This is a genomic window from Kordia sp. E (assembly GCF_056033805.1).
On sequence record NZ_JBRASR010000002.1, the window covers coordinates 1,692,328 to 1,718,978 of the forward strand.

Here is a 26,651-nt window from a genome sequence, read left to right on the forward strand (position 1 = left end):
TTGGGACTTTTTTTATGCCTTAATTTTAGTAAATGGTTGAAAATGTGGGCAAGAGATTTATCTTGAACACCGTCAAAATAAACACTAATGGTAAATAAAAGCTTCTTTCATATCGAAAGGAGCTTTTTTATTTGAACCAGATTGACGATTTATTACAGGTTAAAAGAAGTTTTTGTTGAGGTAAATTCTAATAATTCAATAGAAAGTACTTTTAACTTGAAAGCAATTCCTATTCTTATTTCAAATAGCTAAAACCAAATATTTAGGAAGCCTTTGATGGGAATCAAAGGCTTTTTTTGTCTTTTTCAGTTTCTATTTGTTAAAATATCATAAAATGAATATAGTGTAATCTATTGTTAATCATTAATTTAAAATTACAAAGTGTTAATATTGATATTTGTATGCGCTAAGTTAATAGTAATACTATTATATTTGCGTTCATAAATATTAAAATAGATTGTAGAGAAGAAGTTTTCACTACAGGAAATAACGTTTTTAATGTAAAAAACATGGAGAAAACTCAATTAACACCTTGGCAACGTTTTGTTGGTTTATTGCAATTAGAAAAAAAGGATATTTTTCAAATACTGTATTATGCCATCTTTGCAGGAATAGTAGCGTTGTCATTACCGCTTGGAATTCAATCAATTATAAATTTAATACAAGGAGCGCAAATTTCAACTTCGTGGGTTGTGTTAGTTGTATTGGTAACTTTAGGGGTTGTTTTTACAGGAGCATTGCAATTGATGCAACTGCGAATTATAGAAACAATCCAGCAGCGAATTTTCATGCGAGCTTCATTTGAATTAAGTTATCGATTCCCGAAAATTAATATGAATGAGCTTCGCAATTACTATCCACCAGAATTGGCAAATAGATTTTTCGATACATTAACAATTCAAAAAGGATTGTCAAAAATATTAATAGATGTGCCTTCAGCGTTATTGCAAATACTCTTCGCGTTAATCCTGTTATCATTCTATCATCCATTCTTTATCATTTTTGGACTTTTATTGATAGTCTTAATATATGTAGTATTCAAGTTTACAGCACAAAAAGGATTGCAAACAAGTTTGGATGAATCTAAAAATAAATACAAAGTTGCACATTGGATTCAGGAAGTTGCACGTACAATGGTAAGTTTTAAGCTATCTGGAAATACCAGTTTGGCGCTTAAAAAGAATGATGTATTGGTAGAGGAATATTTAAAAGCGCGTGAAAGTCACTTCCGTGTATTAGTGATGCAATTCATACAAATGATTTCGTTCAAAGTATTAGTAACGGCTTCTTTATTATTAATTGGTGGTGCACTAGTGTTAAATCAGGAAATGAATATTGGGCAATTTGTTGCTGCAGAAATCATTATTCTTCTAGTAATTGCTTCGGTTGAAAAACTGATTGTTGGACTGGAATCTTTCTATGATGTATTAACCTCTATTGAAAAACTAGGGCAAGTTGTAGACAAGGAATTGGAGTCGCAAGATGGGGAAATGCCAAACTATGAATCGGGAATGGAAATTGAGTTGGATGATGTTTCATATCAAGTTTCAAATCGTGAAAAACCAATTCTGAAAAACATCTCACTAAAAATAATACCAAAAAGTAGAATCTTAATTCAGGGTGAAAGTGGTTCTGGGAAATCTAGCTTATTACGATTAATTACGGCTGTTGTTGAGCCAACTGCTGGAAGTGTTTATGTAAACAAATTTTCAATGGGAAGTTTGCACTTAAATCATTACAGATCGCATTTAGGATTATCACTCTCAGAAGAAACTCCGTTTGAAGGTACTATCAGAGAAAATTTATCCTTTGGAGATGATGATATTTCTGATGAAACCATTTTTTGGGCACTTGAAAAAGTTGGATTGACACAATTTATAAAAGAACAGCCAAAAGGTTTAAGAACAATATTAAATCCGGAAGGGAAGCAAATTTCGTATAACATTTCCAAAAAAATAGTATTAGCGAGGGCGATCATTAAAAAGCCAAAAGTATTAATTCTAGAAGATCCTTTAGATCAATTCAATATTGATGAAAGTAATGAAATCATTGATTTCTTAACAGATGTATCAAATCCTTGGGCATTGATTGTAGTAAGTAGCAACGAACGTTGGAAAACAAGTTGTAGCGGATTAGTAACACTAGAAAAAGGAGAAATTAAAAATCGAAAAGCATGTTAAATATATCACACAATCAACTTAACAAAAAAGTCGATCTAACTAAATTCAAATCTGGAAAAAAGATATTTAGTAAAGAATATTACAAGCAATTCAATCGGTTTTTATTGGCGTTTGCAATCATAGGACTTATTGTACTGTTTTTGCCTTGGACGCAGAATATTTCGAGTCAAGGGCAAGTAACAACATTGCGACCAGATCAGCGTCCACAAACCATTCAATCACAAATTCCGGGGCGAATAGAAGAATGGTATGTTCGTGAAGGTGATTCGGTTCAAAAAGGAGATACAATCTTAAAAATATCTGAAATCAAAAGTGATTATTTTGATGATAAACTAGTAGAGCGTACCAACGATCAAATCAAAGCAAAATCATCTTCTGTAGCAGCTTACAAAGGAAAAATAAGTGCCTTGGAAAGACAAGTTGTTGCACTGCAAAATGAGCGAAGCTTAAAGCTAGAACAAGCACGAAACAAATTGGTGCAAGCAAAACTAAAAATCAAAGGTGATAGTATAGATGTGGAAGCTGCACGAATCAATGAAAATATTGCACAGCGTCAATACAATCGTATCGAAACATTGCAAAAAGAAGGATTAAAAGCGGTGAAAGATGTTGAGGAAAAACGCTTAAAATTGCAAGAAACACAAGCGAAACTCATCTCATTAGAAAATAAATATCTGGCAAATAAAAATGATTTAATCAATGCGCAAATAGAATTGTCGCGAACAAATGCAACGTATGCAGATAAAATATCGAAAGCGCAAAGTAACATGTTTACGGCAAAATCTAGTCAGTATGATACGGAAGCGCAGGTAACGAAGTTAGAAAATCAGTACACAAACTATAAGGTTCGAAACGACTTGTTGTATGTAACTGCACCACAAGATGGATTCATCAACAAAGCTATAAAAGGCGGAATTGGAGAAACGTTTAAGGAAGGTGAAGAATTAGTCGGAATCATGCCTGCGAAATATGAGTTGGCAGTAGAAAGTTTTGTACGCCCAATAGATTTACCATTGCTTCATATTGGTGAAAAAGTACGCGTACAATTTGATGGCTGGCCGGCAATTGTATTTAGCGGTTGGCCAAATGTATCGTATGGAACCTACGGAGCAAAAGTTGTGGCGATTGAAAACTTTATCAGTGATAACGGAAAATACAGAATATTGCTTGCGCCAGATGAAAACGATCATGCGTGGCCGGAAGCAATCAGAGTTGGTTCAGGAGCAAGAACAATTGCCTTATTGGACGATGTGCCAATTTGGTTTGAGTTGTGGAGACAGTTAAACAGTTTTCCGCCAAACTTCTATCAACCAGCAAATAAAAAAGAAACTAAAAAGAAATAATACAGATCATGCGAAATTACTTTTATTTCATTGTATTTCTTTTCAGCGGAATGCTATGTGCGCAAAACTCAATAGATTCAATCATGACGTTGAACGAATATTTGGGTTATGTAAAAACATACCATCCAATTGTGAAACAAGCGAATTTAATTATTAACGAAAGTGAAGCAAAATTGCTAAAAGCGCGTGGTGCGTTTGATCCAAAATTGGAAGTTGATTACGATCGTAAAAAATTCAAAAACACGGAATATTACGATAAGTTAAATGCTACATTTAAAATTCCAACATGGTACGGAATCGAATTCAAGGCAAACTTTGAAGAAAATACGGGAGAATTTCTAAATCCTGAATTTTCAGTTCCAACAGATGGTTTGTACAGTGCAGGAGTTTCAGTGTCATTAGCAAGAGGATTTTTGATTAATGAACGAATGGCAATGCTAAAACAAGCAAAACTATTCACGCAGCAAGCAAAAGCGGATCAACAATTATTAGTGAACGAAATACTTTATGAAGCTTCGTTAACCTATTTTAATTGGTTAAAATCATATCGAAATAAAGAGGTCTATAATTCGTTTTTGTCGAATGCTACTATTCGTTTTGAAGGAATAAAAACAAGCTACCGCGAAGGTGAAAGAGCTGCAATTGATACATTAGAAGCGCGATTGACGCTAAATACACGAAAACTTTCATTAGAAAAAGCACGCATCAAATATGTAAAATCAACTTTAGAGTTATCAAATTTTTTATGGTTGAATGATGATACACCTGTAGAATTAAGAGATAATATGTTGCCAGATATTCAGACGGTTACAAATATTGATGATGTATTAAAAGTAACAGGGTTTGATAATGAAGATTTTAATATAAATGCGCATCCAAAATTGCGTTCATTAGATTTTAAATATGAAAGTTTGCAGCTCAACAAACGTTTACGACAAAACATGTTGTTGCCACAAATAGACTTGCAATACAACTTTCTGTCACAAACGCCAGACAATCTTGGAACGTTCAATTCGGTTAACTATAAAAGCGGTGTAAACATCAGTTTTCCGTTATTCTTGCGAAAAGAACGTGGAGATTTACGCTTAGCGAAATTAAAATTACAAGATGTAGCATTTGAAATCTCAACAACACGTGTAACGCTTAAAAACAAAATTGATGCTGTTACACAAGAAATAGAATCGTATGTGTTGCAAAATCAGCTGACAGAAGAATTGGTGACAGATTACCAAATACTATTGCAAGCAGAAGAGCGTAAATTTTTCTTGGGAGAAAGCTCATTATTCCTTGTCAATTCACGCGAAGCGAAACTCATAGAAAATACGATAAAGGCTATTGATTTAGAAAATAAATTCTTCAAAACAAAAGCAAGTTTATTTAATATAATGGCGAACTTACTATAGCATATGAAAACGAGTACAGCCAAAAAAAATCCCAATCGTAACTGATTGGGATTTTTATATATAATATTTTTTTAAGATTAAATCTTAAACGTAATCACAGGTCTTAACGCATGATTTACCAAATCTTCACTAATACTTCCATTAAAAAAATGTGCTAAACCTTGTCGTCCATGAGTGCTCATTCCAATTAAATCAGCATCTATAGATTTAGAAAAATTTAAAATCCCATGTTCTATTGTGTCATCATTATAAATATGTCTTTCATAATCAGGAATCTCAAAATCAGCTATAAAAGCGCTCATCTTTTCCTCAGCTTTTGCAGTACTTACAAAACGATTTGGTGTATTTACATATAGTAAATGTAGTTTGGCATTAAAACTATTTGCAAAATCTAGCGCTTGTTCAAATACGAGTTTTTGATCTTCTGAAAAATCGGAAGCAAACACAAAACGATCAACATTAAAATCATCAATTTCATTCTTTATCACTAACACTGGAGCGTCAGCTGTACGCACAACTTTCTCTGTATTAGAGCCAATAAACATTTCTTTTAATCCAGAAGTTCCTTTTGATCCCATGACAACCAAATCAATATCATGTTGAATAATAGCTTCGGTAATTCCGTCAAAAGCTTTATGAGATTCCACAGATACATGTACGGTAATATCTTTCATGTATTCCTTTTCCATTGTTTTCTCAAAGCGTTCGTTGGCAATCTTCATAAATAACAATTGTTCAGGAACATTTAAATTGGTGTCTCCAGACAGAAAATGCGAAGGAAGTTCAAGCATATGCATCAAGTGTATTTCAGCATTATTTTGTTTTGCCAAAGAAGCGGCAACTTTTAGAGCATACTCGGCTTGGTCTGAAAAATCGGTTGGAAGTAGAATTTTTTTCATCTAACTATTGAGTTTTAGTATAATAACTAAAGTTACAAATAAAATCCTTTAGTTGAATAGTTTTTAAGATTAGAAAAAATGTGTATATTTGCACCGTTATAAGACGGAAAAACTAAAAATGAGGGGACATAAAGTCCCCTCTTTTCATACTAAAAAATGTTCAAACAGAAGGTTAATACATTATTACAAGAGGTGCTTGATGAAGATCAATCGCTATTTCTTATCTCTAAAGAAATTGGTGCTGGGAATAAGATTGTAATCATTATTGATGGTGATAACGGAGTTACATTAAGTGACTGTATGAAAGTAAGCCGTAATATTGAACATAATTTAGATAGAGAAGAGGAAGATTTCTCATTAGAAGTTTATTCTTCTGGAGTTTCAGAAGGATTAACGCATATTCGTCAGTACAAAAAGAATGTAAATAGAAAACTTGAAGTAATCATTGCTGATAACAAAAAAGTAGAAGGTACTTTAGTAGAGGCTGATGATGAAAAAATTAAATTACAATGGAAGACGCGAGAGCCAAAACCCATTGGAAAAGGTAAGGTGACGGTTCAAAAGGAACAAGAAATTACTTATAAAGAAATAGTAAAAGCAAAAGTTATGGTAACATTTTAATTAAAGACATGTCATGGAGAATCTAGCATTGATTGAGTCGTTTTCGGAATTTAAAGACGACAAGCTAATAGATCGTGTAACACTAATGGCGATTTTAGAAGATGTTTTTAGAAATGCATTAAAAAAGAAATTTGGGTCAGATGATAATTTTGATATCATTATAAACCCTGATAAAGGTGATTTAGAAATTTGGAGAAATAGAATAGTTGTTGCTGATGGTGAAGTAGAAGATCCAAACCAGGAAATCGAACTTACAGAGGCAAGAAAAATTGAGCCAGATTTTGAAGTAGATGAAGATGTGTCGGAAGAAGTAAAGTTAATTGACCTTGGAAGAAGAGCGATTTTAGCATTACGTCAGAATTTAATTTCTAAAATACATGAGCACGACAATACAACAATCTACAAGCAGTTCAAGGACTTAGTTGGGGATATATACACAGCAGAAGTGCATCATATCAGACACAGAGCAGTCATATTGCTTGATGATGAAGGAAATGAAATTGTGTTGCCAAAAGAAAATCAAATTCCATCTGATTTCTTCCGTAAAGGGGAAAATGTAAGAGGAATTATTGACAGAGTAGAGTTAAAAGGAAATAAGCCTATGATTATCATGTCAAGAACGGCTCCTGAATTCTTGGAAAAATTATTTGAACAAGAAATTCCAGAAGTTTTTGATGGTTTAATCACAGTTAAAAAAGTAGTAAGAATACCAGGTGAAAAAGCAAAAGTAGCTGTAGATTCTTATGATGATAGGATCGATCCAGTTGGAGCATGTGTGGGAATGAAAGGTTCTCGTATCCACGGAATCGTGAGAGAGTTAGGGAACGAAAATATAGATGTAATTAATTATACAACGAATTTACAGCTATTTATAACGCGTGCCTTAAGTCCAGCAAGAGTGAGTTCATTAAAAATTAATGAAGAAACGAAGCGTGTTGAAGTATTCTTGAAAACAGAAGAAGTTTCAAAAGCCATTGGAAAAGGTGGATTTAACATTCGATTGGCAGGACAACTTACAGGATATGAAATAGATGTATATCGTGAAGGTGTTGAAGAAGATGTTGAATTAACTGAGTTCTCTGATGAAATTGATGCTTGGGTGATTGAAGAATTTAAGAAAATTGGTTTAGATACTGCAAAAAGTGTCTTGGATCAAGAATTAGACTTCCTTGTAAAGCAAACTGATTTAGAGGAAGAAACCGTAGGGGAAGTAATAAGAATTCTAAAAGAAGAATTCGAAGATTAATAAATAGGAAAAGCAATTTTTTTATTTAAAAGAGGGTAAAAATTTAAAATAGCTTATGGCTGAACAGAACAAAATAAGGCTAAGTAAAGTGCTACGCGAATTGAATATTTCAATCGATAGAGCTGTGGATTTCTTGTCGCAGAATGGACATTCTGTGGAAAAAAGACCTACCACAAAAATATCGCAAGAGATATACAATGTACTGCTTGATGGTTTTCAAACCGACAAGAGCAAAAAAGTAGCATCTAAAGAATTAGGAGAAGAGAAAAGGAAGGAGAAAGAAGCGTTGAGAGAGCAACTTGTAAAAGAGCAAGAAGAAGCGCAACGTAGAAAAGCAGAGCGAGAAGAAGTGGTGCGTGCAAAAGCAAACCTTTCTGGGCCAAAAACGATTGGAAAAATAGATCTAAACCCTCAAAAAGACAAATCGGAATCGGTACAGAAAAAAGTTGAAGAAGCGCCAAAAGCTACTCCTGTAAAAGAAGTTCAAGCACAGCCTAAGCAGCCAGAACAGCCAAAAGCAGAAGTTAAAAAAGAAGCCCCAAAAAAGGAAGCTCCTAAGAAAGAAACTCCTGTTATAAGAGCTGAAAAGAAAGTGCATGTTCAAAAACCTGTTCAGGTTAAAAATGTGCCAAAGCCAAAAGTGGAATCAAAAGCAAAAGTGACGGAAAAGCCTGCCGAAACTCCTGCTAAAACTGAGGAAGCTGCTAAAACTGAAGAAGCCGCTACACCTGAAAAGAAAGTGATTACTACAAAGTATCAAAAACTTTCGGGGCCTAAAATGACAGGTCAAAAAATTGACTTGACTCAGTTTAATAAGGCGAAAAAGAAAAAAGACGATAACAAAAAAGAATCTGAAGCTGATAAAAGAAAGAAGCGTAAGCGTATTTCTAAATCAGGTCCAGGTGGAAACAATAATAACCGTTCAGGCGGAAACAATAACAATCGCGGTGGAAACCGTGGAGGAAATAGAGGTGGAAACCGTCGTGGACCAGTTCGTAAAGCTCCTGTAGTTAAAGTTGAGCCTACGGAAGAAGAAGTACAAAAACAAGTACGTGAAACGCTTGAAAAGCTGCAAGGGAAAAGTAATAAATCCAGAGGAGCAAAATATCGTAAAGATAAGCGTGACGTTCGAAGACAGAAAAACGAGGAAACGTTAGAGCAACAAGCAGCAGAAAGCAAAGTATTAAAAGCAACAGAATTTGTAACTGTTGGTGAACTTGCTACAATGATGGATGTTGGAATTAACGAAATCATCTCTAAATGTATGATGCTTGGAATCATGGTAACCATGAACCAGCGTTTAGATGCAGACACATTATCAATAGTAGCAGAAGAATTCGGATTTAGTGTAGACTTCGTTGCGGCTGATATTGAAGAAGCAATACAAGAAGAAGAAGATGCGCCTGAAGATTTATCTCCAAGAGCACCAATTGTAACGGTAATGGGTCACGTAGATCACGGTAAAACGTCGTTACTAGATCATATTCGTAAAGAAAATGTAATTGCAGGTGAATCAGGAGGAATTACGCAGCACATCGGTGCATACGGAGTTACCTTAGAAAGTGGACAAAGAATTACATTCTTAGATACACCAGGTCACGAAGCCTTTACGGCGATGCGTGCTCGTGGTGCACAAGTAACGGATATTGCAATTATTGTAATTGCGGCGGATGATGATGTAATGCCTCAAACAAAAGAAGCAATTAGTCACGCACAAGCTGCTGGAGTTCCTATCATATTTGCGATTAACAAAATTGATAGACCAACAGCAAATCCAGAAAAAATTAAAGAGAAATTAGCGGCAATGAACCTTCTTGTAGAAGATTGGGGGGGAAAAATTCAATCGCACGATATCTCTGCAAAAACTGGACTAGGAGTTGATGAATTACTAGAAAAAGTATTGCTTGAAGCGGAATTACTAGAATTACAAGCAAATCCAGATAAAAGTGCCTTAGGAACTGTTGTAGAAGCATTCCTTGATAAAGGTCGTGGATATGTGTCAACAATTCTTGTACAAAACGGAACATTAAAAATTGGTGATTACTTACTTGCTGGAAAGCATAGTGGTAAAATAAAAGCCATGTTTGATGAGCGTGGTAAAAAAGTGAACATTGCAAATCCTTCAACGCCAGTTTCTATTCTTGGTTTAGATGGAGCGCCACAAGCAGGTGATAAATTCAATGTATTTGTAGACGAAAAAGATGCAAAACAAATTGCAGCAAAACGTACACAATTACTAAGAGAGCAATCTGTAAGAACGCAAAGAAGAACAACATTAACAGACATTGGACGAAGAATAAAAATTGGAGACTTCCAAGAATTAAATATTATTCTTAAAGGAGATGTGGATGGTTCTGTAGAAGCATTAACGGATTCATTCCAAAAATTATCTACGGAAGAGATTGAAGTGAAAATTATTCACAAAGGAGTTGGAGCAATTACAGAAAGTGATGTGTTATTAGCAAGTGCTTCTGATGCGATCATTATCGGATTTAATGTGCGACCTGCAGGAAATGCAAGAATGGTTGCTGATAAAGAAGAAATCGATATCCGTACATACTCAATCATCTATGATGCTATCAACGATGTGAAAGATGCAATGGAAGGGCTGTTGTCTCCTGAAATGAAAGAAGAAATTACTGGTAATGCTGAAATTAGAGAAACATTCAAGATATCTAAAATCGGAACAATTGCTGGTTGTATGGTAACTGATGGTAAAATCTATAGAAACTCTGGTATTCGATTAATTCGTGATGGAGTTGTGGTCTTTACAGGAGAATTAGCTTCGTTAAAACGTTTTAAAGACGATGTTAAGGAAGTAAGTAAAGGATACGATTGTGGGTTGCAAATTAAGAACTATAATGACATCAAGGAAGGTGATATTGTAGAATCTTTCCGAGAAGTAGAAGTGAAGAAGAAATTGAAATAAATCAATTTATACATATAAAAAAAGGATCGCAATTTGCGATCCTTTTTTTATGCTTTAAACTTTTCTTAGCTGTAATTATTTCTTCTTCTTAGGAGGAAAAAAAACAAAAGCATTAGGAAATGTTTTTTGTACTTCTGCTAACATGCGGTCAGCTTCTAATCGAGTTCTAAATTTGCCAATCCAAACTTTATAATTTGGAGTTTCAAACTTTAAATCTGCATTAATGTCACTATACTTAGATCGAAATTTTGACTTTGCTCTTTCTGCATATTTGCGATTTCCGTTAAAGATTTGAATTCGAAAACGGTTCTCGTTGTCAGCTTCTTGATTGATTTCTGTCTTATATGTAAGTAATTTATCTATTTTCTGATCCTGAGAGATGTTAATTTCTCCTTGTTGTGCACTGGCAATTCCTGTGTAAAAAAACGCGCCCAGTGCGATAAAAGTTGTCTTTTTTATTGTTAAAAATCTCATAATGAATACAATTTAGTGCAAATGTAAAATATACCAACGAACTTTAGCAAAGAAATATTATTTAGAATTACTATAAATTACAAATTAAGAGTTCTCTAACATTTCTCAAATTAAACGCTATTTGTATTTTTGCTCAAATTTGGAAAATGCATGAACAGCTAAGTTCATAATAAACTTAGAAAAAACCATGCCAAATTAAGAAGACTTTAAAATATGAAAAAGGTGAATCACCGTAATTCAATTTCAAGAATTTTAGGAATCGCGCTAGCGCTAATGCTGGCATTTTCAACTTCTCTCTTTGCACAAGATGAGGCTGCCGCTGTTAAAGCTGGTAAAAGTTTGTTTAATGCAAATTGTGCTGCTTGTCACAAATTAGACAAAGCTTCAACAGGTCCTTACTTAAGGAATATTGAGGCGCGCTTGTCAGAAGAAGAAGGTTTGGATAGAGAATGGTTGTACAGCTGGATTAAGAACAGCAACGCAATGATTAAGTCTGGAGATGCATATGCAGTAAAGACGTATGAAGCAAATGGAAAGAAAGCAATGACTGCTTTTCCACAATTTTCAAATGCAGACATTGATAACATTCTTGCGTATACAGCTTCAGAGCCGTCAGTTGTTGATAAAAAGGTTCAAGATGGGCCAAAAGTAGTTGAGCCTGGTTTCTCAAATCAAATGGTGCTTTGGGCATTAATCGTATTATTCGGTTTACTAGCTTTAGGATTATTCTTAGTAAACAAGACGCTTCGTAAGTTTGCTGTAGCAAACGGAACGTTGAATCTTGAAGAAGAAACAAAAGGAACGCCAATTTGGAAAGCATTTGCTCAAAACCAGTTCTTGGTAATCGTAACAACAATCTTATTCTTGTTAGCATCTGCATACTTTGCATATGGATACCTAATGCAAGTTGGAGTTGATCAAGGGTATCAGCCAATTCAGCCAATTCACTTCTCGCACAAAATTCACGCAGGAGACAATAAAATAGAATGTAAGTACTGTCACTCTTCAGCAAGAGTAAGTAAGCATTCAGGAATTCCATCATTAAATATCTGTATGAACTGTCACATGAATATCGGTGAATACAACGGTGAAACTTCTGCTAAATATTCAAAAGACTTCTACGATAAAGAAATCTTAAAAATATATGAAGCAACAGGATGGGATCCAGCAAAACAAGCATATGTGAATGAGCCGAAACCAGTAAAATGGGTTCGTGTTCACAATCTTCCAGATTTTGTATACTTCAATCACTCGCAGCACGTAGAAGTAGCAGGTGTAGATTGTCAGAAATGTCATGGGGAAATAGAAGCAATGGAAATAGTTGAGCAACATGCGCCATTAACAATGGGTTGGTGTATCAACTGTCACAGAGATACAGATGTGAATCTAAAAGGAAATGCTTATTACGAAAAGATTCACGAGCAGTTAAAAGAAAAATATGGTGTTGAATCATTCAAAGCGTCTCAAATGGGAGCGTTAGAATGTGGAAAATGTCACTATTAATATTAATTAAGAAGCTAATTTTATATATATAATATGGCATCAAACAAGAAATACTGGAAAAGTGTTGAGGAGTTAAATGAGAATAGCTCCATTGTTGAGACGCTTAGACAGAATGAGTTTGTAGAAGAAGTTCCTGTAGATGAATTCTTAGGGGATAAAGAGACGTTAGAGTCTTCTTCAACTTCTCGTAGAGACTTTCTTAAATATGTTGGTTTTAGTACAGCTGCCGCTACATTGGCAGCTTGTGAAGGACCAGTAATTAAATCTATTCCTTATGTAGTGCAGCCGGAAACTATTATTCCAGGTGTTGCAGACTACTATGCAACAACAATTGCAGATGGATACGATTTTGCAAGTATCTTAATTAAAACAAGAGAAGGTCGTCCAATCAAAGTTGAAAACAACAAAGAAGCTGCTGTTAAAGGAAGTGCTAATGCAAGAATTCAAGCATCTGTACTATCTTTATATGATAGCATGAGGGTGAAGCAGCCAAAAATTGCTGGTGAAGACGCTTCTTGGGATCAATTAGATGCGGAAGTAGGTCAAAAGTTAACAAGTTTAAATGCTGCTGGAAAACCAGTTGTATTATTGACACAAACTTTTGCGAGTCCATCAACATCTAAGTTGGTTGGAGAATTCATAGCTAAATATCCAAATGTGCGTCATGTAACATATGATGCAATATCTGAATCTACTGCACTTGATGCTTTCGAAGTTAAATATGGTGAAAGAGGTTTGGCTGATTACGATTTCTCTAAAGCAGAAGTAATTGTATCTATTGGAGCTGATATCTTAGGAGACTGGCAAGGTGGTGGATACGATGACGGATATGCTAAAGGAAGAATTCCTCACGGAACAAGTGGTCATGCAAAAATGTCAAGACACATTCAGTTTGAATCAAACATGACATTGTCTGGTGCAAATGCTGATAAGCGTGTGCCATTATCTCCATCTGATCAAAAAGTAGCGTTAGCTAAAATTTATGCAGGTGTTACTGGAAACAGTGTTTCAGGAAGAAAGCTTTCTGACAAAGCAGAAGATGCTATTGCAAAAGCTGTTGGTCAAATAAAACAAGCGAAAACAAAAGCTGTTGTTGTATCTGGAATCAATGATGCAGATGCGCAAGGTTTAGTCTTGGCAATCAATGAGTATATCAATAGTGAAGTATTTGATAAAGAAGCGCCTCGTAAAATAAGACAAGGTAATGACAAAGCGGTTGCGAAGTTAGTTGCTGATGCTAAAAACGGAGCTATTGGCGGAATTATCATGGCTGGAGTAAATCCAGTATACACATTAGCCAACGGAAAAGAGTTTGGTGAAAGCTTACAAAAACTAGAATTAGCTGTGTCGTTTACAATGAAAGAAGACGAAACAGCACTACATACAAAATACATTGCTTCAACTCCACATTACTTAGAATCTTGGGGAGATGCAGAAATGAAAAAAGGACATTACAGTGTAATGCAACCTACAATTCGTCCATTATTTGATACAAGACAATTTCAAGATGCTTTATTAAAATGGACTGGAAATGAAAAAGCATATTACGAATACGTTAAAGAAACATGGTCAACTGACATTCTAGGAGGAACTTCTTGGAACAAAGCTGTACATGATGGTGTATTCAAAACAACTGCGACTGTAAGTTTAGCTGATGAAGCTACTGCTGCAATTGAAGAAAATGAAGTTGAAGGAACAGAAGAAGTTGCTTCACAAAGTACAGATGCTTCTGCACAAGCTAGAAAATTAGCTGGTACAAAAGCTGCTTCAGGATTAGAGTTGACATTATATGCTAAAACAGGAATGGGAGACGGACAGCAAGCAAATAACCCTTGGTTGCAAGAATTCCCTGATCCAATCACAAGAGCTTCTTGGGATAACTATTTAACTGTATCTAAAGCGGATGCTGCTAGACTAGAGTTGGTAAACGAAAATGTTGCTAACGGTGGTTTAAACGGTAGTTATGCGAAAGTTACTGTAAATGGAGTTGATCTAGAAGTGCCAGTAATCATACAGCCAGGTCAAGCGATTGGTACGGTTGGTTTAGCATTAGGTTACGGTAAAAAAGCAGGAATTAAAGAAGATATGCAAACAGGAGTGAATGCATATAATTTCTATAACAACTTTAGTACAGCGCAAAACGTAACGGTTGCTGCTTCTGCAGGAATGCACGAATTTGCATGTGTACAGTTACACAATACCTTAATGGGTAGAGGTGACATTGTAAAAGAAACTACTTTAGAGATATTCAATACTTACGATAAAGCAGATAAGAAACACGGATGGAATATCATGCCACACGTGTCTAAAGATCATGAAATGATCGCAGCTACATCGGAAGATGCTGATTTATGGGATGAATTTGATCGTTCTATCGGACATCACTTCAATCTATCAATTGACTTAAACGCTTGTACAGGATGCGGAGCATGTGTAATAGCATGTCACGCTGAAAACAATGTGCCAGTTGTAGGTAAATCTGAAGTAAGAAGAAGTAGAGATATGCACTGGTTGCGTATTGATAGATATTACTCTTCTCAAGAGACTTTTGCAGAAGATGATGATAAAAAAGAAAACTTTAGTGGATTATTTGGAGACAATGGTTCATTAGGAGGGTTCTTAGAATTAGAAGATCCATCTGAAAACCCACAAGTAGCATTCCAACCTGTAATGTGTCAGCACTGTAACCACGCTCCATGTGAGACGGTTTGTCCAGTTGCGGCAACATCGCACGGTAGACAAGGTCAAAACCATATGGCATATAACCGTTGTGTAGGAACTCGTTACTGTGCAAACAACTGTCCATATAAAGTACGTAGATTTAACTGGTTCTTATACAATAAGAATGATGAGTTTGATTATCATATGAATGACGATTTAGGTCGTATGGTATTAAACCCAGATGTTGTAGTTCGTTCTCGTGGAGTTATGGAAAAATGTTCTATGTGTATTCAAATGACGCAAAAAACAATCCTTGATGCAAAACGTGAAGGACGCCAAATCAAAGATGGAGAATTCCAAACAGCTTGTTCAGCAGCATGTAGTTCAGGCGCTATGGCATTCGGAGATATCAATGATAAAGAGAGTGCAGTTGCTAAGACTTATGAAGATGATCGTATGTATCATTTACTAGAGCACGTAGGAACTAAACCAAACGTACAGTATCACGTGAAGGTTAGAAACATAAAGGAAGCATAAAAAAGAATTAATAAGAAACAATTATAAACGGATTATGGCGTCGCACTACGAAGCACCTATAAGAAAACCCTTAGTAACCGGAGACAAATCATATCACGATGTAACTCTTGATATTGTTGCTCCTGTAGAAGGAAAAGCCAACAAGCAATGGTGGATAGTATTCTCTATTGCATTAGTAGCATTCCTTTGGGGAATTGGATGTATTATTTATACAATATCTACTGGTATTGGAGTTTGGGGTCTAAACAAAACAGTTGGTTGGGCCTGGGATATCACAAACTTCGTTTGGTGGGTTGGTATTGGTCACGCAGGAACATTAATTTCTGCAGTACTATTACTTTTCCGTCAAAAATGGAGAATGGCAATTAACCGTTCTGCGGAAGCAATGACCATTTTCTCAGTAGTACAAGCAGGATTATTTCCTATCATACACATGGGACGTCCTTGGTTGGCATATTGGGTATTACCAATTCCAAACCAATTTGGATCACTATGGGTAAACTTTAACTCACCATTACTTTGGGATGTATTTGCAATCTCTACGTATTTATCTGTATCATTAGTATTCTGGTGGACAGGTTTATTGCCAGATTTTGCAATGATTAGAGATCGAGCTGTAAAGCCTTTCCAAAAGAAAATATACAGCTTAGTAAGTTTTGGTTGGAGTGGACGTGCAAAAGATTGGCAACGTTTTGAAGAAGTATCATTAGTGTTAGCAGGTTTAGCAACACCATTAGTACTTTCAGTACATACAATTGTATCGTTTGACTTCGCAACGTCAGTGATACCAGGATGGCATACAACAATCTTTCCTCCATACTTTGTGGCAGGAGCGATTTTCTCAGGATTTGCAATGGTAAATACGCTATTGATTATTATGAGAAAAGTATGTAATATGGAAGACTATATTACAGTACAACACATCGAATTAATGAACATTGTAATTATGATTACGGGTTCTATAGTTGGTTGTGCATACATCACAGAATTATTCATCGCATGGTATTCAGGAGTTGAATACGAACAATATGCATTCTTAAACAGAGCAACTGGTCCTTACTGGTGGGCATATTGGGCAATGATGACATGTAATGTATTTTCTCCACAATTTATGTGGTCTAAAAAACTGAGAACAAGTATTGTATTCTCTTTTATAATTTCTATTGTCGTAAACATTGGAATGTGGTTTGAGCGTTTCGTAATTATCGTAACATCATTACACAGAGATTACCTTCCATCATCATGGACAATGTTTTCACCAACGTTTGTAGATATAGGAATATTTATAGGTACGATTGGATTCTTCTTTGTATTGTTCTTACTATATTCAAGAACATTCCCTGTGATTGCACAGGCAGAAGTAAAATCAATCTTAAAATCATCAGGAGAAAAATATAAAAAACTAAGAGACGGTAACAATGAGTAGTAAAGTAATACAAGCAATGTATACCGATGATGATGTACTAATGTCAGCAGTGAAAAAAGTACGTCAAGAAAATCATCATATCGAAGAAGTGTACACACCATTTCCTGTACACGGACTAGACAAAGCAATGGGACTTGAGCCTACGCGACTTGCAATTACAGCATTTATGTATGGAATTGTTGGATTAGCTGTAGCATCAACAATGATGTATTATATTATGATTGTTGATTGGCCACAAAACATTGGTGGTAAGCCAAGTTTTAGTTTCATAGAAAACATGCCAGCATTCGTGCCAATTATGTTTGAAATGACAGTATTTTTCGCAGCGCATTTAATGGTAATCACATTTTACATGAGAAGTAGATTATGGCCATTTAAAGAAGCTGAAAATCCTGATCCACGAACAACTGATGATCACTTCTTAATGGAAGTAGCAGTTCATGGAGGGAATGAAGATGAATTAACAGCATTGTTGGAAGCAACAGGTGCTACAGAAATTAAAGTCACTGAAAAAAAGCATTAATAAGATGATAAAGAACCTTATAAAAATAGGAGTCGTTTTTGGAGCAGCATTGCTAATGACTTCGTGCTTTAATAAATCACAGCCAAACTACCAATATTTTCCAAATATGTATGAGCCTGTAGGATACGAAGCTTATCAAGAAGTTGATGGAGTTCCTTACGGAGGATTTGAAGGGAAAATGGAAGCACAACTTCCAGCAGAAGGAAGTATCAAAAGAGGTTGGTTGCCTTATGAGTATGATAATACAAATGAAGGATATGAAGCTGCAAAAGCTGAATTGAGAACTTCATTAGAATTGACTGAAGAAAACCTTGCAGAAGGTAAAGAGTTGTACGGAATCTACTGTGCTGTTTGTCATGGAAATAAAGGAGACGGACAAGGGACTTTAGCAAAGCGTGAAAAATTCTTGGGAATTCCTAAATATAATGAGCCAGCTAGGGCAATTACAGAAGGAAGTATTTACCATGTAATTATGTATGGTAAAAACAACATGGGATCACACGCAAGTCAATTAAATACAAAAGAACGCTGGCAAGTTGTTCAATATGTATTAAAATTGAAAGCAGATTTAAAATAAGATCAATAAAGAAACAGAATTATATACAATGTATACGTTTTCAAATAGATTAAGACTTTTCGCAATAATTTCCATGGTTCTTGGAGCTATTTTGGTAGCATGGAGTTTTGCTTCTACGCCAAGTACAGTAGAGGAAATGAAAGCTCACGAAGCTGCTCATGGTCATGGTGGACATGGAGAAGAAGCAAGTCATGACGATGGTAAAACAGCACATCATGACGATCACAAAACTGATGCTCATGCTACAGCAGAAGATAATCACGGTGAAACATCTCACGATGCTACACATGCTTCTGAAGGAAATCATGGAGCGGAAGCTGGTCACCACGATTCAGCAAAGCATGATGAGCACAAATTAACTCAATTACAAAACAAGCCTTGGGCAGCAATATATATAGCAGCGTTCTTCTTTATGATGATATCATTAGGAGTATTAGCGTTCTATGCAATACAACGTGCAGCACAAGCAGGATGGTCGCCAGTACTTTTTAGAGTAATGGAAGGAATCACAGCATATATCATTCCTGGTACAATTAGTATCATTATTTTGTTAATACTTTGTTTACCAAGCTTACACTTAAATCATTTGTTCCATTGGATGGATCCAAAATTAATTGATCCTACTGACATAGATCATTTTGATAAACTAACATATGGTAAAAAAGGTTGGTTAAATCCAACAGGATTCATTGTTCGAGCTGTAATTTATAGTTCAATCTGGATTGCATATCGCACAATATCAAGAAAGTTGTCATTACGTCAAGACGAATCTAATGACAATAGTAACTTTAAGAAAAACTTCAGATTAGCTGCAGTATTCTTAGTATTATTCTTAATCTCAGAATCAATGATGTCTTGGGATTGGATCATGTCTTTCGATCACCACTGGTTTAGTACACTATTCGGATGGTACGTATTCGCAAGTATGTTTGTATCTGGAATCACAGTAATTGCTTTAGTAACAATATATCTTAAATCAAAAGGGTTATTACCATATGTAAACGATAGCCACTTACACGATTTAGCAAAATTCATGTTCGGTATCAGTATTTTCTGGACATACTTATGGTTCTCTCAATTCATGTTAATCTGGTATTCAAACATTCCAGAAGAAGTAACATACTTCATTACACGTATTGAAGACTATAACTTACCATTCTTTGGAATGATTGCATTGAACTTAATATTCCCATTATTGATCTTAATGAACAGTGATTATAAGAGACTTAATTGGATTATAGTAATTGCGGGTGTTGTGATCTTATTTGGTCATTACATAGATGTATTCAATATGGTAATGCCGGCTACGGTTGGTACACACTGGTCATTAGGAATGCCTGAAATAGGAGGAGTATTATTCTTCCTAGGATTATTCATATTCGTAGTATTTACGACACTGACAAAAGCACCATTATTGGCGAAACGAAATCCGTTTATTGAAGAAAGTAAACAATTTCATTATTAATTAATCTCAAAACAGTATAAAATAAGATGACTACTGGTTTACTAACGTTTATAGTAATTATCCTCATTGCAATCGCAATTTGGCAACTGACGAAGATTTTTGACTTATCTCAAGCAAAAGTAGATAATTCTCAGGTAGCTAACGACAAGGATAACAATATCAATGGATACCTTATGATGGGATTCTTGATGTTCATATATATTATCACAATAGTATGTTTCGTAAAATGGGGTGATTTGCCACTAATTGGAAATGCCGCAACTGAACACGGAACTACTGTTGATACATTAATGATCATATCTATGGTATTGATCTTTTTTGTGCAAACACTTACACAAGCATTATTACACTACTTCGCTTTCAAATACAGAGGTAAAGAAGGAAGAAAAGCATTGTACTATGCTGATAATGACAAACTAGAATTTATTTGGACAATCATTCCAGTAATTACATTAGCAGGTTTAATTCTTTATGGATTATTTACATGGAACGAAATCATGGATGTAAACATGGATGATGATCCAATTGTAGTGGAATTATATGCACAACAGTTTAACTGGAAAGCACGTTACGCTGGAGAAGATAACGTATTAGGAAAGGCAAATGTTCGTTTAATCGATTTAGGTCCTGCAGCAAACATCTTAGGATTAGATACAGAAGATCCATATGCACAAGATGATGTTATCGTACAAGAATTACACTTGCCTGTAAACAGAAAAGTAGTATTCAAAATGCGTTCGCAAGATGTATTACACTCTGCTTACATGCCACACTTTAGAATGCAAATGAACTGTGTTCCTGGTATGATTACAGAATTTGCTATGAAGCCAACAATGACGACAGAGGAAATGCGTGATACACCAAAAATTACAAACAAAGTAAGACGTATCAATGACATCAGAGCAGCCAAAAGCGAAAAGCTATTAGCTGAAGGTGAAGATGCATTAGAAGCATACGAATTCGATTTCCTTTTATTATGTAACAAAATTTGTGGTGAATCTCACTACAACATGCAAATGAAAGTAATCGTAGAAAGTCAAGAAGACTACGATAAGTGGATCGCAGAACAAGCTACTTTCGGAAAATAAAGATTAAAAAAGAAATAATTAAAAGATATAATATATAGATATGTCAGCAACAGCAGTACACGCAGAAGATCACGGACACGACGATCACGGACATCATCATAAAGAGACATTCATGACTAAATATATATTTAGTCAAGATCACAAAATGATTGCCAAGCAGTATCTAATTACAGGTACTATCATGGGAGTTATCGGGATCATGATGTCTATATTTTTCCGTATGCAAATTGCATGGCCTAAAGAATCATTTACAATCTTTGAGATATTTTTAGGAAACTGGGCACCAGGTGGTGTATTAAGTGCAGATAAATATTTAGCCTTAGTTACAATTCACGGTACCATAATGGTATTCTTTGTACTAACGGCAGGTTTAAGTGGTACATTTAGTAACTTACTTATTCCATTGCAAATTGGAGCACGAGATATGGCTTCAGGATTCTTAAACATGGTATCATACTGGTTATTCTTTATCTCAAGTGTAATCATGGTATTATCTTTATTTGTTGAAGGTGGAGCGGCATCAGCAGGATGGACAATCTATCCTCCATTAAGTGCCTTGCCAGAATCAATACCAGGATCAGGATTAGGAATGACACTATGGCTAGTATCGATGGCAATATTCATTGCTTCCTCATTACTAGGTTCATTAAACTATATCGTAACGGTAATCAACCTTAGAACAAAAGGAATGTCTATGACAAGATTACCATTAACAATCTGGGCATTCTTTGTAACTGCAATTATTGGTGTAGTTTCATTCCCAGTTTTACTTTCAGCAGCATTACTACTAATATTTGATAGAAGTTTTGGAACATCGTTCTATCTATCAGACATATTTATACAAGGAGAAGTATTACATTATCAAGGTGGATCGCCAGTACTATTTGAACACTTATTTTGGTTCTTAGGGCATCCTGAAGTATACATTGTACTACTTCCAGCATTAGGTATAACTTCAGAAGTTATTGCAACAAACTCGCGAAAACCGATTTTTGGATATCGAGCCATGGTAGCTTCTATCTTAGCAATTGCTTTCCTATCAACAATTGTTTGGGGACACCATATGTTTATCTCAGGAATGAATCCATTCCTAGGATCTGTATTTACATTTACAACATTATTAATTGCAATACCATCAGCGGTAAAAGCATTTAACTATATCACAACACTCTGGAAAGGTAACTTACAGTTAAATCCTGCAATGCTATTCTCTATCGGATTAGTATCTACATTCATCACTGGAGGATTAACAGGTATTATTTTAGGAGACAGTACATTAGATATCAACGTACATGATACATACTTTGTAGTAGCGCATTTCCACTTAGTAATGGGTATCTCTGCACTATACGGAATGTTTGCAGGTGTATATCATTGGTTCCCAAAAATGTTCGGAAGAATGATGAACAAAAACTTAGGATATGTTCACTTCTGGGTAACAGCTATTTGTGCGTATGGAGTATTTTTCCCAATGCACTTTATCGGAATGGCAGGTTTACCAAGACGTTATTATACAAACTCTGAATTTCCATTATTTGATGATTTAGCAAACGTAAACGTAATAATTACATTGTTTGCAATTGTTGGTGGAGCGTTCCAATTAGTATTCTTATACAACTTCTTCGGAAGTATGTTCTTTGGAAAGAAAGCACCACAAAACCCTTGGAGATCAAATACATTAGAATGGACAGCACCTGTAGAGCATATGCACGGAAACTGGCCAGGAGAAATTCCTCATGTACACCGTTGGGCATATGATTACAGTAAGCCAGGTCATGATGATGATTTCGTTCCTCAAAATGTTCCAATGAAAGATGGTGAAGAAGAATTGCATCACTAACATTTCCATAAAAATGGAAATCTCATGAAAATGAAATACAAGAAATAAATTATATATTTAAAAAGAGTCGTTTAAATTTTAAACGACTCTTTTTTTTGTCATTATATTATAATGATACGCAATACTGTCCTTGCTTTATGCCACTACTGAATACACAGTAGTCATTATAAGCATTTATACAATGGCATCCTCGTGGGCAAAAAACGTCACATAAAAACGGAAACATACCGCCATTAATTTCCCCTTGTGCTTTCTTCGATAAAGATTTTGCACCTTTTAACTGTAAAATGTTTTTTAACATAATTAAATAATTTTTGGTTATAATTAATGTAATAATATTACTATTACGTGTAATATAAAAATCTTACATCCGTGTTTTTATAAATATCGAGATATAACTAGGTAATAGAATAACAAAAACTACGTAGATCAAATCATGACGCTATGGCGTTTTTCTCTTATCTTTGTTATGAAGCTGTTGCATGTTGAAGAAGAAAAGTAGTGGCTCATATCTGAACACAAATCTTTATGAACGAAAATTTAAATCCCAATAGCGATAACTACTCGCCAGAAGAATTAGACGTTGAAAAAGCATTAAGACCATTATCCTTTGAAGACTTTACAGGGCAAGATCAAGTATTAGAAAATTTACAAATCTTTGTACAAGCGGCAAATCTCAGAGAAGAAGCATTAGATCATACCTTATTTCATGGTCCTCCAGGATTAGGAAAAACAACACTAGCGCACATTTTAGCAAATGAATTAGATGTAAGTATCAAAGTTACTTCTGGTCCTGTATTAGACAAGCCAGGTGATTTAGCAGGATTGCTAACAAACCTAGATGAGCGTGATGTATTGTTTATAGATGAAATCCATCGATTAAGTCCAATAGTAGAAGAATATCTCTACTCGGCAATGGAAGATTATAAAATTGATATCATGATTGAATCTGGACCAAATGCAAGAACGGTTCAAATCAACCTGAATCCATTTACGCTAGTAGGCGCAACAACGCGTTCAGGATTACTTACGGCACCAATGCGTGCGCGTTTTGGAATTGCTAGCAGATTACAATACTATTCTACAGAATTATTATCTACCATAGTGCAAAGAAGTGCACAGATACTTAATGTTCCAATCAGTATGGAAGCTGCTATAGAAATTGCAGGAAGAAGTCGTGGAACGCCGCGTATTGCAAATGCATTATTGCGTAGAGTGCGTGATTTTGCTCAAATAAAAGGAAATGGTAGTATCGATATTGAAATTGCTAGGTATAGCCTAAAAGCACTTAATGTAGACAAATATGGTTTGGATGAGATGGACAATCGAATTCTTTCTACCATTATAGATAAATTCAAAGGCGGACCAGTAGGAATCACAACACTTGCTACGGCTGTTTCTGAAAGTGGTGAAACTATTGAAGAAGTATACGAACCATTTCTCATTCAACAAGGATTCATTATCCGAACGCCAAGAGGAAGAGAAGTTACTGAACTTGCATACAAACATTTAGGAAGAATAAAAGGAGCAACGCAAGGCGGACTTTTCTAAAATGATAAATTATAAATGTTGAATTTTTAAATGTAAAAGTATTTTTTAATACCAAATCAATAAAAGGAGCAAAGCGACCAACCCAAAACTCAAGAGCGAAGCAACCTAACATCGAGCACCAAAATGTACAAATATCCAAATAGAATTCCTTTCTTGAAATTGTTATCTAGATCTTCGTCGATCACACGAAATCCGATTCCATTTCATAAAGAAGGTTTTGATAAAAATGGGGATTCATTTTCAATAAAAGCTCCATTTGCAAAAACGGTAATGCTCACGCGTGATGCAGAAATTACAAAACACATTCTGCGAAAAAATCATAAGAACTACAACAAATCTAAAATTCAAACAAAATTTCTATCCAAATACGTTGGAAAAGGATTGTTGACAGCAAGTGGCGACTATTGGTTAAAACAACGCAGACTCATTCAGCCAGCATTTCATAAAGAAAAACTACAAAAGTTAGTGGCAATTATGGAAGGTGAAATTGAAAAACAACTTGAAACGATTCAGGTAGATGAAAAAGTAGCTTTATATCCAATCATGAATCAATTGGCGTTTCATGTAGTTGCAAAATCGTTATTCAATTATTCTTCGGACGATAATACAATGTATCGTCTACAGGAAATCATTGAAAAATTACAAGACTTTATCATTCGTGAAATTCGTCAACCACACAAAAAATGGTGGTACAAAGTAAGTGGTTTGGTGGCAAAACATATGGCGCTAGTTCAAGAAAGTCGTAATATCATTAATAAAGTTATCGATGAACGTCGTGCTTCTGAAAAAGAACATGATGATTTACTAGATATGTTGCTCAAGGCAAAATACGAAGATGACGGAACGTCCATGACTAATGAGCAATTGATAGATGAAATTTTAATCTTCTTTGTTGCAGGACACGAAACTACCGCAAATGCATTAACGTTTACGTTTCATCTCTTAGCGAAAAGTCCTGAAGCACTTAAAAAAGCTGTCGCGGAAGTTGATACTGTTGATGACAATTTACCACACATGGAAAAGTTGAGCAAGCTTAACTATGTGAAAAACTGTGTAGAAGAATCAATGCGATTATATCCGCCAGCGTGGATTACGGATAGAGTTGCTATTGAAGATGATTCTTTTTCGGAATTCAACATAGAAAAAGGAACGATGATTGGTATTTCATTTTATGAATTACATCGAAACAAAAAATATTGGGACAATCCAGATGCGTTTATTCCAGAACGTTTTTCAGATGAAAATCGAAAAAAAACTGCCGGACATTACTTTCCATTTGGCGCAGGACCAAGAATGTGTATCGGAAATGGTTTTGCATTATATGAAATGATGTTGTCTGTAAATTCAATCCTAAAAAAATATCATATAGAAACTGATCAGTCTAAAGTAGAAATTGCGCCATTAATTACACTAAAACCAATTGATGTTACTTTAAAATTCACAAAACGTACTTCTTGAGTGTAAAAGAACAACATACAAAACTAATCAAAGAAGAAGCAAAACGACTTGGGTTTTTATCGTGTGGAATCTCAAAAGCTGCATTTTTAGAAGAAGAAGCACCACGATTAGAAGCTTGGCTCAACAAAAATATGCATGGCGAAATGAGTTATATGGAAAATCATTTCGACAAGCGATTAGATCCAACAAAACTTGTAGAAGATTCAAAATCGGTAGTTTCACTATTACTTAATTACTATCCATCGGAAATTCAAAAAGATTTAGAAGCGCCAAAATTATCAAAATACGCTTACGGAACAGATTATCACTTTGTCATAAAAGATAAATTAAAACACTTACTAAATTTCATTCAAGATGAAATCGGAGAAGTTTCAGGACGCGCTTTTGTAGATTCTGCGCCAGTATTAGACAAAGCTTGGGCTGCGAAAAGTGGCTTAGGTTGGATAGGGAAACATAGCAATTTGCTCACGCAAAAAGTAGGTTCCTTTTACTTCATTGCAGAATTAATCATAGATTTAGAACTAGATTATGATTCTCCTGTAACAGATCATTGTGGAAGTTGTACAGCGTGTATTGATGCGTGTCCAACACAGGCTATTGTAGATCCGTATGTGGTAGATGGAAGCAAATGTATCTCGTATTTTACCATCGAACTAAAAAATGAAATTCCAGCACACGTACAAGGACAATTTGACGATTGGATGTTTGGTTGTGATATCTGTCAAGATGTGTGTCCGTGGAATAAATTCTCAAAGCCACACAATGAACCATTGTTCAATCCACATCCCGAATTGCTTTCCATGACCAAAAAGGACTGGGAAGAAATTACACAAGAAGTCTTTAGTGAAATCTTTAAAAAATCTGCTGTAAAGCGAACAAAATATACTGGTTTAGTGCGGAATATCAATTTCTTAAAAACAGAATAAG

The 26,651-nt window shown here is 35.1% G+C and carries 19 protein-coding genes; 17 read left to right on the top strand and 2 right to left on the bottom strand.

Annotated features, from left to right (window positions below):
- The first annotated feature begins 509 nt into the window (after positions 1-509).
- The 3 genes from ACUUYC_RS10595 to ACUUYC_RS10605 are packed head-to-tail and all read left to right on the top strand — an operon-like array spanning position 510 to position 4,926.
- Entirely contained in the window at positions 510-2,180 is a 1,671-nt protein-coding gene (locus ACUUYC_RS10595; RefSeq protein WP_474265777.1) for a peptidase domain-containing ABC transporter, read from the top strand.
- Positions 2,174-3,523 carry an HlyD family secretion protein gene (locus ACUUYC_RS10600; protein ID WP_474265778.1) on the top strand — a complete coding sequence of 450 codons (1,350 nt, stop codon included), beginning with the start codon at positions 2,174-2,176 and terminating at the stop codon, positions 3,521-3,523. The genes ACUUYC_RS10595 and ACUUYC_RS10600 overlap by 7 nt, the downstream gene beginning before the upstream one ends.
- Positions 3,524-3,531: 8 nt before the next feature.
- Entirely contained in the window at positions 3,532-4,926 is a 1,395-nt protein-coding gene (locus ACUUYC_RS10605; protein ID WP_474265780.1) for a TolC family protein, read from the top strand.
- Positions 4,927-5,003: 77 nt separating this feature from the next.
- Here the strand turns inward: ACUUYC_RS10605 and ACUUYC_RS10610 are convergent, their stop codons facing one another.
- Positions 5,004-5,825: a universal stress protein gene (locus tag ACUUYC_RS10610; protein WP_474265781.1), complete on the bottom strand. Its 822-nt coding sequence runs from the start codon at positions 5,823-5,825 to the stop codon at positions 5,004-5,006.
- Between the two features lie 156 nt (positions 5,826-5,981).
- Here ACUUYC_RS10610 and rimP point away from each other — a divergent pair, with 156 nt between their 5' ends.
- Genes rimP through infB form a run of 3 tightly spaced genes read left to right on the top strand, consistent with a single transcriptional unit; the run spans position 5,982 to position 10,621 of the window.
- The gene (gene rimP / locus ACUUYC_RS10615) at positions 5,982-6,446 is read left to right on the top strand and encodes a ribosome assembly cofactor RimP (RefSeq protein ID WP_474265782.1); all 465 of its coding nucleotides are present in this window, start codon (positions 5,982-5,984) and stop codon (positions 6,444-6,446) included.
- Between the two features lie 13 nt (positions 6,447-6,459).
- The gene (gene nusA / locus ACUUYC_RS10620; RefSeq protein WP_474265783.1) at positions 6,460-7,692 is read left to right on the top strand and encodes a transcription termination factor NusA; all 1,233 of its coding nucleotides are present in this window, start codon (positions 6,460-6,462) and stop codon (positions 7,690-7,692) included.
- A gap of 55 nt (positions 7,693-7,747) precedes the next feature.
- Complete coding sequence (infB, locus tag ACUUYC_RS10625; protein WP_474265784.1) at positions 7,748-10,621, top strand: translation initiation factor IF-2; 2,874 nt, start codon at positions 7,748-7,750, stop codon at positions 10,619-10,621.
- Positions 10,622-10,696: 75 nt separating this feature from the next.
- Here infB and ACUUYC_RS10630 read toward each other — a convergent pair whose 3' ends face one another.
- Positions 10,697-11,095 carry an SPOR domain-containing protein gene (locus ACUUYC_RS10630; RefSeq protein WP_474265785.1) on the bottom strand — a complete coding sequence of 133 codons (399 nt, stop codon included), beginning with the start codon at positions 11,093-11,095 and terminating at the stop codon, positions 10,697-10,699.
- A 213-nt stretch (positions 11,096-11,308) separates the two neighbouring features.
- Between ACUUYC_RS10630 and ACUUYC_RS10635 the strand changes: the two genes are divergently transcribed.
- The 11 genes from ACUUYC_RS10635 (at position 11,309) to queG (ending at position 26,650) form a co-directional block, all read left to right on the top strand.
- Positions 11,309-12,598: a cytochrome c3 family protein gene (locus ACUUYC_RS10635; RefSeq protein WP_474265786.1), complete on the top strand. Its 1,290-nt coding sequence runs from the start codon at positions 11,309-11,311 to the stop codon at positions 12,596-12,598.
- 33 nt (positions 12,599-12,631) lie between these two features.
- Positions 12,632-15,796, top strand: a complete 3,165-nt coding sequence (locus ACUUYC_RS10640) for a TAT-variant-translocated molybdopterin oxidoreductase (RefSeq protein WP_474265787.1) — start codon at positions 12,632-12,634, stop codon at positions 15,794-15,796.
- A gap of 34 nt (positions 15,797-15,830) precedes the next feature.
- On the top strand, positions 15,831-17,222 hold the full coding sequence (gene nrfD / locus ACUUYC_RS10645; RefSeq protein ID WP_474265788.1) for an NrfD/PsrC family molybdoenzyme membrane anchor subunit: 1,392 nt from the start codon (positions 15,831-15,833) through the stop codon (positions 17,220-17,222).
- Positions 17,215-17,745 (top strand): DUF3341 domain-containing protein, encoded by a 531-nt coding sequence (locus ACUUYC_RS10650; protein ID WP_474265789.1) that lies wholly within the window; start codon positions 17,215-17,217, stop codon positions 17,743-17,745. The genes nrfD and ACUUYC_RS10650 overlap by 8 nt, the downstream gene beginning before the upstream one ends.
- A gap of 4 nt (positions 17,746-17,749) precedes the next feature.
- Positions 17,750-18,322: a c-type cytochrome gene (locus ACUUYC_RS10655; protein ID WP_474265790.1), complete on the top strand. Its 573-nt coding sequence runs from the start codon at positions 17,750-17,752 to the stop codon at positions 18,320-18,322.
- Between the two features lie 28 nt (positions 18,323-18,350).
- Positions 18,351-19,787, top strand: a complete 1,437-nt coding sequence (locus ACUUYC_RS10660; RefSeq protein ID WP_474265791.1) for a quinol:cytochrome C oxidoreductase — start codon at positions 18,351-18,353, stop codon at positions 19,785-19,787.
- Positions 19,788-19,813: 26 nt separating this feature from the next.
- Positions 19,814-20,875: a cytochrome c oxidase subunit II gene (locus tag ACUUYC_RS10665; protein ID WP_474265793.1), complete on the top strand. Its 1,062-nt coding sequence runs from the start codon at positions 19,814-19,816 to the stop codon at positions 20,873-20,875.
- Positions 20,876-20,915: 40 nt separating this feature from the next.
- Entirely contained in the window at positions 20,916-22,715 is a 1,800-nt protein-coding gene (locus ACUUYC_RS10670; RefSeq protein WP_474265794.1) for a cytochrome c oxidase subunit I, read from the top strand.
- Positions 22,716-23,243: 528 nt separating this feature from the next.
- On the top strand, positions 23,244-24,266 hold the full coding sequence (ruvB, locus tag ACUUYC_RS10675; RefSeq protein WP_474265795.1) for a Holliday junction branch migration DNA helicase RuvB: 1,023 nt from the start codon (positions 23,244-23,246) through the stop codon (positions 24,264-24,266).
- A 123-nt stretch (positions 24,267-24,389) separates the two neighbouring features.
- Positions 24,390-25,724: a cytochrome P450 gene (locus ACUUYC_RS10680; RefSeq protein ID WP_474265796.1), complete on the top strand. Its 1,335-nt coding sequence runs from the start codon at positions 24,390-24,392 to the stop codon at positions 25,722-25,724.
- Positions 25,721-26,650 (top strand): tRNA epoxyqueuosine(34) reductase QueG, encoded by a 930-nt coding sequence (gene queG, locus ACUUYC_RS10685; RefSeq protein ID WP_474265797.1) that lies wholly within the window; start codon positions 25,721-25,723, stop codon positions 26,648-26,650. Before ACUUYC_RS10680 ends, queG begins: the two co-directional genes overlap by 4 nt.
- Position 26,651 lies beyond the last annotated feature (1 nt).

Bases quoted from the DNA above. Each gene is read 5' to 3' on its own strand.
- ACUUYC_RS10600 (WP_474265778.1), top strand. From the start codon at position 2,174: ATGTTAAATATATCACACAATCAACTTAACAAAAAAGTCGATCTAACT.
- ACUUYC_RS10680 (WP_474265796.1), top strand. From the start codon at position 24,390: ATGTACAAATATCCAAATAGAATTCCTTTCTTGAAATTGTTATCTAGA.
- ACUUYC_RS10665 (WP_474265793.1), top strand. From the start codon at position 19,814: ATGACTACTGGTTTACTAACGTTTATAGTAATTATCCTCATTGCAATC.
- ACUUYC_RS10630 (WP_474265785.1), bottom strand. From the start codon at position 11,095: ATGAGATTTTTAACAATAAAAAAGACAACTTTTATCGCACTGGGCGCG.
- ACUUYC_RS10655 (WP_474265790.1), top strand. From the start codon at position 17,750: ATGATAAAGAACCTTATAAAAATAGGAGTCGTTTTTGGAGCAGCATTG.
- nusA (WP_474265783.1), top strand. From the start codon at position 6,460: ATGGAGAATCTAGCATTGATTGAGTCGTTTTCGGAATTTAAAGACGAC.
- ACUUYC_RS10605 (WP_474265780.1), top strand. From the start codon at position 3,532: ATGCGAAATTACTTTTATTTCATTGTATTTCTTTTCAGCGGAATGCTA.
- rimP (WP_474265782.1), top strand. From the start codon at position 5,982: ATGTTCAAACAGAAGGTTAATACATTATTACAAGAGGTGCTTGATGAA.
- ACUUYC_RS10635 (WP_474265786.1), top strand. From the start codon at position 11,309: ATGAAAAAGGTGAATCACCGTAATTCAATTTCAAGAATTTTAGGAATC.
- ACUUYC_RS10670 (WP_474265794.1), top strand. From the start codon at position 20,916: ATGTCAGCAACAGCAGTACACGCAGAAGATCACGGACACGACGATCAC.
- ruvB (WP_474265795.1), top strand. From the start codon at position 23,244: ATGAACGAAAATTTAAATCCCAATAGCGATAACTACTCGCCAGAAGAA.
- ACUUYC_RS10640 (WP_474265787.1), top strand. From the start codon at position 12,632: ATGGCATCAAACAAGAAATACTGGAAAAGTGTTGAGGAGTTAAATGAG.
- nrfD (WP_474265788.1), top strand. From the start codon at position 15,831: ATGGCGTCGCACTACGAAGCACCTATAAGAAAACCCTTAGTAACCGGA.
- ACUUYC_RS10610 (WP_474265781.1), bottom strand. From the start codon at position 5,825: ATGAAAAAAATTCTACTTCCAACCGATTTTTCAGACCAAGCCGAGTAT.
- ACUUYC_RS10595 (WP_474265777.1), top strand. From the start codon at position 510: ATGGAGAAAACTCAATTAACACCTTGGCAACGTTTTGTTGGTTTATTG.
- ACUUYC_RS10660 (WP_474265791.1), top strand. From the start codon at position 18,351: ATGTATACGTTTTCAAATAGATTAAGACTTTTCGCAATAATTTCCATG.
- ACUUYC_RS10650 (WP_474265789.1), top strand. From the start codon at position 17,215: ATGAGTAGTAAAGTAATACAAGCAATGTATACCGATGATGATGTACTA.
- infB (WP_474265784.1), top strand. From the start codon at position 7,748: ATGGCTGAACAGAACAAAATAAGGCTAAGTAAAGTGCTACGCGAATTG.